Genomic DNA, 12503 nt, shown 5'->3' with positions numbered 1-12503 from the left:
AGCGTGGAGCGAAGGCTTACGCCAGATCGAATCGGTCCGCATTCATGACCTTGTTCCAGGCAGAAACGAAATCCTTGACGAATTTCTCCTGGTTGTCGTCCTGGGCATAGACCTCGGCATAGGCACGCAGAACCGAATTCGAGCCGAAGACCAGATCCGCGCTGGTCGCGGTCCACTTCAACGTGTTCAGCTTGCGATCCCGAACTTCGTAGGTACCGCCTGAAACCGGGTTCCAGCTGTTGGCCATGTCGGTCAGGTTGACGAAGAAGTCGGTGGTCAGCGCTCCTTCGCGGTCCGTGAAGACGCCATGCTTCGTACCGCCGTGGTTGGTTCCAAGAACACGCAGGCCACCGACAAGAACCGTCATCTCCTGAGCGGTAAGGCCAAGAAGTTGCGACCGGTCGAGCATCATTTCTTCCGGGCTGACGACGTAGTTTTCCTTCTCCCAGTTGCGGAAGCCGTCAGCCAACGGCTCCAGAACGTCGAAGGAGTCGGTGTCGGTCTGTTCGTCTGTTGCGTCGCCCCGTCCAGCGGTGAAGGGAACCGCAACATTGAAGCCGGCGGCCTTGATCGCCTGTTCAAGTCCGACATTCCCGCCAAGGACGATGACATCCGCGAGTGAAGCACCGGCTTGTGAAGCGATCGGTGCAAGAACCGCCAGCACCTTGGCCAGACGCTCCGGCTCATTGCCTTCCCAGTCCTTCTGGGGGGCAAGGCGAATGCGCGCGCCATTGGCACCACCACGCTTGTCGGAGCCGCGGAACGTGCGGGCACTGTCCCAGGCGGTTGCGATCAATTCGGCTGCGGACAGTCCGCTTGCAGCGATCTTCGCCTTTACCGCATTGACATCATAAGACGTCGTACCTGCCGGGATCGGATCCTGCCAGACAAGTTCTTCAGCCGGAACATCCGGTCCGAGATAGTTTGCCTTGGGGCCCATGTCGCGATGGGTCAGCTTGAACCAGGCACGCGCGAATGTATCGCGGAAGTAAGCTTCATCTGCCATGAATTTCCGGCAGATCTCGTTGTAGACAGGGTCCATTTTCATGGCCATGTCCGCATCGGTCATCATGGGGTCATGATGGACAGACGGGTCGGTCGGATCTACCGGCTTCTGGTCTTCCGGCATGTCGACCGGCTTCCACTGCCAGGCACCGGCAGGTGATTTGGTCAGCTCCCACTCGTAGTTGAAGAGATAGTCGAAGAAACCCATGTCGAACCTGGTCGGCTCTTTTGTCCACGCACCTTCAATACCCGATGTGAAGGCATTTGTTGCCTTGCCGTCCTGACCGGGATTGGACCAACCAAGGCCCTGAGCTTCCACACCCGTGGCTTCCGGCTCGACGCCGATCTTGTCCACCGCACCGCGTCCATGCGCCTTGCCGACCGTGTGGCCGCCACAGGTCAACGCCGCGGTTTCCTCGTCGTTCATTGCCATCCGGGCGAAAGTCTCGCGAATATGCGCGCCTGTCTTGACCGGATCAGGATGACCATTGACGCCTTCCGGGTTGACGTAGATCAGACCCATGTGAACGGCCGCGAGCGGATTTTCCAACGTGGTCGCATCGTCCAGGTTTTCATACCGGTTTTCCGACGGCGCCAGCCATTCTTTCTCAGAACCCCAGTAAACGTCGGTTTCCGGTCCCCAGATATCCTCGCGGCCAAAGCCGAAACCAAAGGTTTCAAAGCCCATGGTCTCGTATGCCATGTTGCCGGCCAGAATGATAAGATCAGCCCAGGAAAGGGCGTTGCCGTACTTCTTCTTGACCGGCCAGAGCAGGCGCCGTGCCTTGTCGAGACTGGCATTGTCCGGCCAGGAATTCAGCGGCGCGAAGCGGATGTTGCCTGAACCCGCGCCGCCACGGCCGTCCTGCATGCGATAGGATCCGGCGGAGTGCCAGGCAAGACGAATCATGAGGCCTCCGTAGTGACCCCAGTCAGCCGGCCACCAATCCTGGCTATCGGTCATCAACGCCCGGACATCGGCCTTGACCGCCTCATGATCCAGTCCCTTGGCGGCTTCACGGAAATTAAAATCCGGATCCATCGGATTGGTCCGGGCGCCGTGCTGATGAAGAATGTCGAGGTTGAGCGCATTCGGCCACCACTTCGTGACCGGCTTGTCCATCGACGTGTTCCCGCCGTGCATTACCGGGCAACCGCCCGCCTTATCGACTTTCGCGTCCATTTTCCTCTCCAATTCAGATGTCGGTGCATTGCACCGGCTTACACAACTCCGACCTCGTGACAACAGATTGACAGCGAGCCTTCGAGAAAGGCCAAGGCGCTGCGCATATGCTGATGAGAGGCCGCAGTACGACAAAAAAGCTGTGAAACAAACCGGGCAGCGCAACCAGGAGTTCCCGACAACACGCTGCTCCAGTCTTTTCTGATTCCAAACTAGCAGAGCAATTCGATCAGAAGAAGTTGAATTTCCTGATTGCTTTGATAGGATTTTCTTATGATAAATATCACCCTGAAACAGCTTCGCTATTTCGAGGCGCTCGCGCGGCATGGTCACTTCGGCAAGGCGGCAGAAGCCTGCGCGATTTCCCAACCGGCCCTGTCAATGCAGATCAAGGAAATGGAAGAAGCGCTCGGCGCGTCCCTGATCGAGCGTGGCCCGCGCCAGGTGAGGCTGACACATTTCGGCGAAGTCGCCGTGGAGCGTGCCCGTGACATTTTGCGAGCGGCTGAAGAACTCGGCGACCTGGCCCGTGCCTCCCGAGATCGCCTCGTCGGACGGTTGCGTATCGGCGTTATTCCGACGATTGCCCCGTATCTTCTACCAAGAGTGATCAGCGCGCTCACCGTGCACCATCCCGAACTGGAAATTCATGTGCGCGAGACGGTGACGCCGAAACTCATCCAGGAACTGGGTGAAGGCAAACTGGATACGGCTATTGTCGCCCTGCCTGTTTCAGAGGCTTCCCTTGCCGAAACACCCCTCTTCAGCGAAACCTTCATGCTCGTTCGTTCAGCCAGTGAGGCCAGCGCGCCCCTCCCGAGCGCCGATACCCTGAGGGAAATGCGTTTGCTGCTGCTTGAGGAAGGCCATTGTTTCAGGGACCAGGCGCTTTCCTTCTGCAACCTGCCGTCCGGCCCTCCGCGCGAGATGCTTGATGCGAGTTCGCTGTCGACCCTCGTCCAGATGGTCAGTGCCGGCATGGGAGTAACGCTCATCCCGGAAATGGCTGTCCCCGTCGAGACCCGCTCCGCTTCGGTTTCCATCTCCCGTTTCGAGAACCCCGAACCGACCCGGACCGTCGGCATGGTCTGGCGCAAGTCCAGCCCGCTGGCGGGCCAGTTGAACGAGATCGCGGACATCGTGCGCAGTTCGGCAGAAAGTCGCCCTTGATCTCAGGGTTGAGACAGTCGCAAGTTTTTGCCGGCAAATAGAATTGTCAGCGACGAAACGTCAAAACTCCCAGTACCGCCATTGTACCTGCGAGAGCCAGCAGAACGGTGCGTGCGTCGTCCCCGGCGGCAAAGAGCGCCACGACCAGACCGGCAAGCGGTTGAGACAGATTGTTGAGGCAGATGATGATGCCGGTGGTCTTGCCGAATTCGGCCGGTGGAATGATCTCCTTGCGGAGGGTACGGACAGAAATGTTGAACATCTTGTCGAAGCCGGCGATCAGGAGAAAACCGGCTGCGTAGATCAGCGGATGCGCGCCGAGACCCGTCAGAACTGCACCAAGACAGATGAAGGCATAGGCTGTTCTTCCAAGTGTGTTGAGCCCAAGATGGACATGCGCGGTCAGCGTCAGCACGGCAAGGGTTGCAACGGCTCCACCAACCTGCAGCCAGGCATAGGTCTGTTCACTCTGGGCGAAAAATCCCGTCATCATCGCCGCAGCTGTTGCCAGTGTCGCACCGATGATCAGGTTGACGCCGGCTGCCTGCAGGATCGCACGCGTCAACCCAGGCAGTTGCCAGACCAGCCGAAGCGCAGTCGTCAAGTCAGCAACCGGATGCCGGCGCTCCCCAGCCGGTTGTCCTTCCAGGCGTTCCTGTCCGCGCCACATCATGAAAATACCGTCAGCGAGGAAAAACAGGCCCGTCGCCACGAAGACAACGGTTTCCCAAGGCCAGAGCGCCATCAGGTAGGCTGCCGTCAACGGCCCCAGGACAACACCCATCTGCGAGGCAATCTGACTGTAGCTTGCCACCTTTTCAAACCGCTGGTCCTTGAAACCACGGACCAGTACCATTTCAAGTGCAAGCATGCCCTGGGTCGTCAAAATGCCTACGAGCGCAGACAGACCGATCAACCACCAGACCCCGCCAAACACGATCTGACCGGCGATACCGACAAGGCAGACGGCAGCCCTTGCGATACGGCTGATCCGCAAAAGCAGGATCGGGTTGAATCTGTCGCACAGGATGCCGGCGACTGGAAAGGTGAGATAGCGCGGCAACGTTTCGAAGAAAAATGCCAGACCGGACCAGGCGACGTTTCCGGTTATCTGGAAAATGACCAGAGGCACCAGAAAGAGCAGGATCTGGTCGGCCAGAACCGTCAGGAACATGGACGTGAAAAAAGCGCGGTCACGGACGAGCATCAGGGACTTTCTTGGGTGCGCCAGAGGGAGCGCCTCCTACGTAACACTCGCTTCACGGCACCGCAAGCCGCAGAAATGGGTCATTTCAATCGATTTAAATCTTTTGAGCGTTTTTAAGCTGCAGGTTTTCCGTGTCACGTAATCCCTTCTGCAGGTCGTGAGCTATCCGCTCCACCGAACACCGGTTTCAAGTCCCAGGCGGACTATTTCAGCCCGAGTTCTTGACCATGCCGACCATGTCCGACAGGCTCTGGCTATTGCAAAAAAGGGGACCGAGTTGAGCGCAACACTCCACGTTATGTATCCGACGGGCGAAGGCCTTACATTTGATCATGACTATTATGCCGGGCACCACATGAAGCTGGTACGTGACGGCCTGGGCGACGTCGCCGAGAGCATGTCAGCCTCCAGGGGCATTGCTGGTGGCCCCGACATTCCGCCGGGATATTTCGCTGTGTTTACACTCAGCGTCGCATCGCTTGATGTCCTGCAAGGCGCGCTTGCAAATTCGCAAGCAATCCTGGACGACATTCCCAATTATTATAACGGCCGACCGACGATACTGATTGGTGAGACGATCCAATGACGAGGGAAAGTACGGCATGAAGGTGCCGCCCCTTTCCTGAAATCAGAGTTTCCAACCAAAGACGTTTTCTGCACAGGTTGCCGAAAGCCGACAAAGCCGCCCCTTTGTCAACTCAACGCGGAAACAGCACGGTAAGTGTCGACACCTTCGTGCTGCGGGCCTGGGTAGTTTCGGACCTCGAGGATGCGGAAGTGCGGTACCCGGGAACATTTCCGGATCTCCACATTCGCCACGACGTCCCGGTGCAAACAGCGCAATCAGGCCTTCCGCGCGACGATGAACCTGCTGCGCGGTTCCGGGTACGTGCCGGTTTCGATAATGTCGAACCCTGTCCGGCTGATCATGTCTTCCACCGAGGCAAAGGAATAGACGCGCACGAATGGAGCCTTGCCGACCAGTTGCATTGCCTTGATCAACGGCACGAACAGCCAGGCCTTGTCCGCCAGACAGACCGTCTTTGAGATAAAGAGCCCGCCCGGTTTCAATAGACCGTGCACGCGTGCCAGAAGGTCTTCCGGATTTTCGACGAGGTGGAGGAAGTTGAAGCCAAGGATCGCGTCGTAACCTTCAGGCACTTCGACGCTTTCGCTGAAAACATCGGCGGTCAGAAAACGCAGGCCGTCGTGCAACTTGCCCCTGGTTTTTTCGGCTTCGAGCTTTTCGTCCGCAATCCTGATCATGCCCGGAGCAAAGTCCGTTGCAAGATATGATCTGACATTGCCGTCCATGATCAGGGCAGTCGATCCCGTGCCGCAACCAAGTTCGAGCACATTGTCCTTTGGTCCAAGGTGTTCGAGCGTGCGGGCCAGCGTCTTTTGGTAGGCGTCCTCATCCTTGATCGGTGAAGCAGCGTATTTACGTGCCGTCTTGTCCCAAAAACGGGTCGATGATGTCATGTCGTTCGTCCATGCAACTGCCATGGTAGGGCTTTCTCAAAATTCGGGAAAAGGACGGGAAACGCCCTGTTTATTTGCGTCTTCCAGCGCTGCCGCGAAGGCCGAGGCGCTCAAGCAGACCGCGGCCGAGATCCCTGCCGCCGGTTGGCGAGGCCAGGAATTCCAGCACGGCAATCGCAGTATTTGCCAGGTGCGAAACTAAAGTGTGCAGGCTCATCTGAAGCGCTCCTTGCGTCCCTTCTAACCTCTCCAAAAACGAATGGAAATTGCCGAAATCTCGCTAGGTGATATACAAAAATGCATGAACTGGAAAAGCATCACCTTCGACTGGAACCATGCCCGGGCCTTTCTCGTGACGGCAGAGGAAGGATCCCTGTCGGCTGCGGCACGCGCTCTAGGCCTGACGCAACCGACCCTGAGCCGTCAAGTCGCCGCACTGGAGGAAACACTTGGAGTTACCTTGTTCGAACGGGTTTCCAAAAGCCTCGTTCTGACAGAGGCCGGCATCGAGCTTGCCGAACACGTGCGTGCCATGGGTGACGCGGCCAGCCGGATCTCGCTTGCAGCGTCCGGCCAATCCCAACAGATTGAGGGATTGGTGACAATCTCCGCAACAGATCTGATGGCAGCGAATGTTCTGCCGAACATCCTTCGGAACTTGCGCCGCAAGGCCCCGGCCATCGAACTCAAGGTCCTTTGCACCAACAGCCTCAGCGACCTGCGGCGGCGCGAGGCGGATATTGCCGTGCGCCATGTCGAACCGGATCACCCCGATCTCTATGCGCGCAAGCTGCGCGAAGCACCCGCCCGGATCTATGCCGCAAGGTCCTATCTGGAAAAAATCGGCAGAAAGCCAACCAGGAAAGACGCTGCGGATCTCGACTTCGTCGGCTACGACAATAATGAAGAACTGGTCAAATATCTGCGGGTCTTCGGACTCGATGTCAGCGAGGCCAACATAAATCTCGGTTCGCCCAGTGGCATCGTTGCCTGGCAATATGTCTGTGAAGGGTTCGGATTGTCGATCATGGCCGACGAGATCGCGGCACGCTACCCAGAAATTGTTCCAGCCTTTGAGGACGTTGAGCCGATCACGTTTCCGATCTGGCTGGTCACGCACCGGGAACTTCACACCAGCCGCAGGATCCGGATGGTGTTTGATCATCTGGCTGAGGGATTGCTCGCGGTCAGACCACCGGTCGTGGGTTGAACCCGGTTCTTTGCATCATGCTCTCGACCACAGACGGTTCATCATCGCGTGCCGGGGCTTCATGTCATCCCAGCATCCAGTTGAGCACCAGGCGCCAGTCTGTCATGCGGATCGGCGTGCCGTGCGTGCCTGTGTCGAACAGCGTGAAGCGAATCGGGTAGTTGGGTGCCCTTGACTTGATCTGCTTGAAAAAATTGGCCTGGCTTTCCCAGTTGTAGACCCGGTCGAGCGTCCCCTGCCCCATGTATATCGGCACGTTGCGCGACAGTCCCCCGGACGAGAGGAAGTTCGGATCCTTCGGCGAACCGAGCAGCATGATGCCGTTGACCAGACGGGAATAGTTGGCGCTCTTCACCAGGTTCCAGCAGATGATGCCTCCCATGGACCCGCACGCCACCACGACCTTTGCACCAGGCGAGAGTTGTTTCTGATGCCGGATCAGGGCAGCAACATCGGCTGTTCCGCCCTTGCCGAAATTCTTGATATCGACCGTCAGATATGCACCGCCATTGCGCACCATCAGGTTCTGCACACGGTTGAAATTGCCGCCGAAGGAAACGTCGTTCATGCCCTGGAAGCGGTTGCCGCCCTGGCCGTGGATATAGATGACAATGGCCTTTGCGCCGCCCTTCCACTTTCCGGTCCCCATATACTGGATCGTCCGGCCGTTGGCCTGCAGTTCGGCGCTGCCCCTGCCCCGCTTGGGCTTGTAGGAGACATAGTTGCCGAACACCTTGCGTTCGTCGACTTCGTCCCGGTCACGCAGATCACGCTGCTTGGAATATTCTACAACGATGAAGTCGCCGTCGTAGAGCGTCTCGGAGACCTTCTTGTATCTGAAGAGACGATCCTTGTACGGCTTCAGAACATCGGCCTGCGCTGTTCCTGAACATGCAATGGCAGCGCCCAGCAAGACACCACAAAACAATCTCATCGAGTGGGCAGACATCAATCGGTGCAGCATAAATGGCTCTTCGTTCAGGCAACGCGTTCAAGCAAATCAGTCGATAACCTACGCGCCACGCCTGCGCAGTGCAATTGCGTCCCGGGCAAAAACCGGCGGCCATCGTTACACGGGCCGGCGCCAAAGTCGCACCCGACAGGTAGCTGTTTCCAACAGGGCTTTGGCTTTTTCAATTTGTGAAAACGCGGGAATTTTCCGAAATCGACTACCCACACTGCGATTAATACGGAGGAAATTCGCAACTTTATCCACACCCTGGAAGGCTCTTTGAATAACTTCCTCGCAAATTGCGAACTTAAGGAATTGGTAACCATAAAATCCCAAGATTTTCAATGAGACAGGTCCGAAAGAGACCGAACCGCAAGACAATGCACGGCAAGTTCAGGAGAACCCAGATGCCAGTCATTTCCTTCGCAAATGCAAAAGGCGGCGCGGGCAAAACCACAGCCGCCCTGCTGCTGGCGACAGAAGTCGCGGCACGAGGAAAACGCGTGACCATATTCGATGCCGATCCGCAAAAGTGGATCTCGAAGTGGTTTGAACTACCAAGGACATGTCCGGGCATCTCGGTCGTCAGCGAAATGTCTCCGGCCTCCATCACAGAGCAGATCACGCACGCCACCGAATATTCCGACTATGTGATTGTCGACCTGGAAGGCACCGAAAATCTGATCGTTGCCAACGCGCTGTCGGTCTCCGATCTGGTGGTCGTCCCGATCCAGGGTTCTTCGATGGACGCGCGTGGCGGCGCCAAGATCCTGACATTGATCAAGAAACTTGAAAAGATCGTCCGGCAGGACATCAAGCATTGTGTCGTTCTGACGCGCACAAACGCAGCCGTTACAACACGCGCCATGAAATCGGTTCAGGAGTTCCTGTCCACCCAGAATATCGACGTGTTGATGACACCGATTGTCGAACGGGCGGCTTTCCGCGATTTGTTCGAGTTCGGTGGCGGGCTTGCAAACCTCGACGCATCGGTGGTGTCCGGTGTTGCCAAGGCCCGGGAAAATGCTGCGCTCTATGCAGCGGAGATCCTTGAGCGGGCAATCACGGTGCCGAAGAAACGCTGGTACAACATCTTCAAGCGCGCCAGCTGACTTGTGATCGCACTGATACGAGAAGCCGGGCTGTGCCCGGCTTTTTACGTTTTGGCCAGTGGTTTGCCTGGCGTGATCGGACTAGTGTGAAGCTGCTTAGAATTGTGTCCGGTCCATGTTGCTGATCTTGTGGAGAAAGTCATGTTGTTGTTTCTTGTCCGTTCAGCTCGGGTGAGTGCAGCCTGCCTCTTCCTGGCAGGGTGTTTCGGCGAGGAGAGCGACGTGGCGCTCGGGTCGCTAGAACGAGACCGGGTGGCTCTGACCGCCACTGCCAACGAGGTGCTGATCGACCTGCCCATTCCGCAGGGAACGTTTGTCGAGGCGGGAACGGTTCTCGCTCAGTTGAACCCGACAGAACAGCAGGCCGTCGTCAACCAGGCGCAGGCCGAAGTGCAAAAGTCGAAGGCCAATCTGCGAAAGCTGCTCAACGGCTCACGAGAAGAAGATATTGCAAAAGCCCGCGCAAATGTCGCCGGAGCGAACGCTGAACTGGTCGATGCAGAGGCCTCTTTCCAGCGCTACAGCAACCTGACGGGGCGTGGCACCACCAGCCAGGCACAACTTGACAGTGCGCGGGCCGGTCGGGATGCAGCGGCGGCCAGCCTGAAAAGTGCCGAAGAAGAGCTGAAGGAACTTGTGGCGGGGTCCCGGCCGGAGGATATCGACATCGCCCGCGCGGAACTTGCCGCCGCCGAGGCCAGTCTCATGACCCAGATGACGATCTTATCGGACCTGACAATCACGGCCTCCCGTGACGGTGTCCTGGACAACCTGCCATGGAACCTTGGAGAACGCGTCACCGTAGGCAGTCCCGTTGCCGTTCTGCTTGCAGGCAATGCGCCCTATGCACGCGTCTATGTCCCGGAACCGCACCGGGTCAAGATCAAGGAAGGCGACAAGCTCAAGGTCAGGGTTGACGGCCTCGACGCGTCCATTGAAGGTCATGTCCGCTGGATCAGCTCCGACCCTTCGTTCACGCCCTACTATGCTCTCAATCAGTCTGAACGCGCACGGCTGATGTATGTCGCAGAGATACAACTTCCCGACAGCGCGTCCGATCTGCCGAACGGCGTTCCTGCCCAGGTGGTGCTTCCGTGATTGCGCCTGCGTCGGACATCGTCGTCAGGGCTGAAGGGCTGGTGAAAAAATTCAAGAACTTCCGTGCGGTCGACGGGCTCGACCTCACGATTGAGCGCGGCATGATCTACGGCTTTCTCGGTCCCAACGGCTCCGGCAAGACAACTGCCATGCGCATGTTGACAGGGCTACTGACACCTACCGAGGGCACGGTCGAGGTGCTGGGCCTGTCCGTTCCAAAGGATGCGGAGACGCTGAAATACAAGATCGGCTACATGACGCAAACATTCTCGCTCTACGGCGATCTGACGGTTCTCGAAAATCTCAATTTCATGTCGACGATTTACGGCCTGCCGAGAAAAAAGCGCCAGGACCGCATCCGGGAAGTGATGGACCGGTATGAACTGACGGACCTGAAGGACCGGTTCGCCGGCAAGATGTCCGGTGGCCAGCGCCAACGTCTTGCCCTGGCAACCGCCGTGTTGCACGAGCCGCAGTTGCTGTTCCTGGACGAACCCACCTCTGCGGTCGACCCTGAATCCCGGCGGCATTTCTGGGAGCAGCTGTTCGACCTCGTGGAAAACGGTACCTCGATCATCGTGACAACGCATTTCATGGACGAGGCGGAGCGCTGTCACAAGATAGCAATCCTGGAAGCGGGCCAGAAGCGGGCCGACGGCGCACCCAAGGAACTGATGGCAGCGATGGGCGCCAACGTGGTTGAAATAGAAGGCCCGAACCTCCGCGAGATCCGCCGTCACCTTCTGGGAACGGCCGGTGTCATGGCGGCCGCCCAGTTGGGTGCCCGCTTGCGGGTGCTGGTGGATGACGACATTCGGGACCCGCAGTCCTTCCTCAAGGAGAAACCGGAAACCGACGGTGCAACGCTGATCGAGCAGGTTCGACCCAATCTCGAGGACGTTTTCGTGACGGCAACCGGAGAAGGCCGCCAATGAGGTCATTGTCCCGCATTTCCGCGATTTTCCTCAAGGAACTGGCACAGCTCCGCCGTGACAGGATGACCTTCGGCATGGTGATCATGATCCCGCTGATCCAGCTGATCCTTTTCGGCTATGCCATCAACACCAACATCCGCGACATTCCCGTTGCTGTGGTCGACCAGAGCCAGACAGCGCTCAGCCGTATCCTGATCCAGATGGTGGAAGCCACGCGAGTGGTCAAGGTAACCGAACGCCTGAGCACCCCGGAAGAAGCCGAAGCGGCGATCAAGTCCGCTCGTGTACGCGCCGCTTTCGTCCTGCCCGAAGACCTGTCGCAACGGATCGTGCGGTCTCCTTCAGTCGGCCGCGGCACACCGCCGTCAACGGATGAGGAAACCAGCAGGCCGGTGGCACAATGGATCGTCGACGGTTCCGACACGATGATAGCGGGGGCTATCAAATCACTCCGGTCGATGCCGCTTTCAGAGCTTAACCGACAGGCACCGAACCGATCCACGCCGACATTTGAAGTTGCCCTCTTCTTCAATCCGGAGCAGCGGACGGCCATAAACATCGTCCCGGGCCTGGTGGGCATCATTCTCACCATGACAATGATCATGTTCACGTCTGCGGCAATCGTGCGCGAACGCGAGCGTGGCAACATGGAAATGCTGATCAACACCCCTGTAAGGCCAATGGAACTGATGATCGGGAAGATCATCCCTTATATCTTTATCGGCCTGCTGCAGACGGTGATCATTCTGGGTCTGGGTCACATGCTCTTCAACGTGCCTTTCGGCGACAAGACACTCGATCTTCTGATCGGAACACTGCTGTTCATAGGTGCGAGCCTGTCACTCGGTCTGGTGCTGTCAACCATCGCGCAGAGCCAGCTCCAGGCCACCCAGATGACCGTCTTCGTGCTGCTGCCGTCAATCCTGCTTTCCGGGTTCATGTTCCCCTATGAAGGCATGCCGTTGATTGCGCAGTACATCGCAGAGGCCTTTCCCGCCACCCATTTCATGCGCATGGTGCGCGGGTTCGTTCTGCGCGATGCCGGCCTTGTCGACCTGCATCGCGATGTCCTCTGGATGTGCGGTTTCTTTGTTCTCGGCATGACGGTCGCCGCCCTTCGTTTCAAGAAGCGGCTGGACTGAGCAAACA

General features: G+C 57.8%; 12 protein-coding genes. 7 read left to right on the top strand and 5 right to left on the bottom strand.

The window, feature by feature from the left end:
* Nucleotides 1–16: 16 nt before the first annotated feature.
* Nucleotides 17–2188, bottom strand: coding sequence for a catalase/peroxidase HPI (katG, locus tag ACO6TI_RS14630; RefSeq protein ID WP_108873086.1), 2172 nt, complete (start codon nt 2186–2188; stop codon nt 17–19).
* A gap of 273 nt (nt 2189–2461) precedes the next feature.
* Here katG and ACO6TI_RS14625 point away from each other — a divergent pair, with 273 nt between their 5' ends.
* The gene (locus tag ACO6TI_RS14625) at nt 2462–3358 is read left to right on the top strand and encodes a LysR substrate-binding domain-containing protein (protein WP_104702803.1); all 897 of its coding nucleotides are present in this window, start codon (nt 2462–2464) and stop codon (nt 3356–3358) included.
* A 46-nt stretch (nt 3359–3404) separates the two neighbouring features.
* On the opposite strand, the gene ACO6TI_RS14620 is transcribed toward ACO6TI_RS14625, so the two are convergent.
* A complete protein-coding gene (locus tag ACO6TI_RS14620; RefSeq protein ID WP_422385170.1) occupies nt 3405–4565 on the bottom strand; it encodes an MFS transporter in 1161 nt (386 codons plus the stop codon).
* 277 nt (nt 4566–4842) lie between these two features.
* On the opposite strand from ACO6TI_RS14620, the gene ACO6TI_RS14615 reads away from it, so the two are divergent.
* Nucleotides 4843–5151 (top strand): EthD family reductase, encoded by a 309-nt coding sequence (locus tag ACO6TI_RS14615; RefSeq protein WP_159100652.1) that lies wholly within the window; start codon nt 4843–4845, stop codon nt 5149–5151.
* Between the two features lie 257 nt (nt 5152–5408).
* On the opposite strand, the gene ACO6TI_RS14610 is transcribed toward ACO6TI_RS14615, so the two are convergent.
* Both ACO6TI_RS14610 and ACO6TI_RS14605 read right to left on the bottom strand, forming a co-directional pair.
* Nucleotides 5409–6071, bottom strand: a complete 663-nt coding sequence (locus ACO6TI_RS14610; protein ID WP_055111833.1) for a class I SAM-dependent methyltransferase — start codon at nt 6069–6071, stop codon at nt 5409–5411.
* Nucleotides 6072–6117: 46 nt separating this feature from the next.
* On the bottom strand, nt 6118–6264 hold the full coding sequence (locus tag ACO6TI_RS14605) for a hypothetical protein (protein ID WP_422385169.1): 147 nt from the start codon (nt 6262–6264) through the stop codon (nt 6118–6120).
* An 84-nt stretch (nt 6265–6348) separates the two neighbouring features.
* On the opposite strand from ACO6TI_RS14605, the gene ACO6TI_RS14600 reads away from it, so the two are divergent.
* Nucleotides 6349–7257, top strand: a complete 909-nt coding sequence (locus ACO6TI_RS14600) for a LysR family transcriptional regulator (protein ID WP_422385168.1) — start codon at nt 6349–6351, stop codon at nt 7255–7257.
* Nucleotides 7258–7321: 64 nt separating this feature from the next.
* On the opposite strand, the gene ACO6TI_RS14595 is transcribed toward ACO6TI_RS14600, so the two are convergent.
* Nucleotides 7322–8221 carry an alpha/beta hydrolase gene (locus ACO6TI_RS14595; protein WP_422385167.1) on the bottom strand — a complete coding sequence of 300 codons (900 nt, stop codon included), beginning with the start codon at nt 8219–8221 and terminating at the stop codon, nt 7322–7324.
* 395 nt (nt 8222–8616) lie between these two features.
* Between ACO6TI_RS14595 and ACO6TI_RS14590 the strand changes: the two genes are divergently transcribed.
* The 4 genes from ACO6TI_RS14590 (at nt 8617) to ACO6TI_RS14575 (ending at nt 12496) form a co-directional block, all read left to right on the top strand.
* Nucleotides 8617–9321, top strand: a complete 705-nt coding sequence (locus ACO6TI_RS14590; protein ID WP_055112720.1) for a ParA family protein — start codon at nt 8617–8619, stop codon at nt 9319–9321.
* A gap of 141 nt (nt 9322–9462) precedes the next feature.
* The gene (locus tag ACO6TI_RS14585) at nt 9463–10419 is read left to right on the top strand and encodes an HlyD family secretion protein (RefSeq protein WP_055112718.1); all 957 of its coding nucleotides are present in this window, start codon (nt 9463–9465) and stop codon (nt 10417–10419) included.
* Entirely contained in the window at nt 10416–11354 is a 939-nt protein-coding gene (locus tag ACO6TI_RS14580; protein WP_209013450.1) for an ABC transporter ATP-binding protein, read from the top strand. The genes ACO6TI_RS14585 and ACO6TI_RS14580 overlap by 4 nt, the downstream gene beginning before the upstream one ends.
* Nucleotides 11351–12496 (top strand): ABC transporter permease, encoded by a 1146-nt coding sequence (locus ACO6TI_RS14575; protein ID WP_055111827.1) that lies wholly within the window; start codon nt 11351–11353, stop codon nt 12494–12496. Before ACO6TI_RS14580 ends, ACO6TI_RS14575 begins: the two co-directional genes overlap by 4 nt.
* Nucleotides 12497–12503: the final 7 nt, after the last annotated feature.

It is taken from the genome of Roseibium album, from assembly GCF_965233825.1.
GTDB classification, from domain to species: domain Bacteria; phylum Pseudomonadota; class Alphaproteobacteria; order Rhizobiales; family Stappiaceae; genus Roseibium; species Roseibium album.
This window is presented reverse-complemented; position numbering and strand designations above follow the sequence as displayed.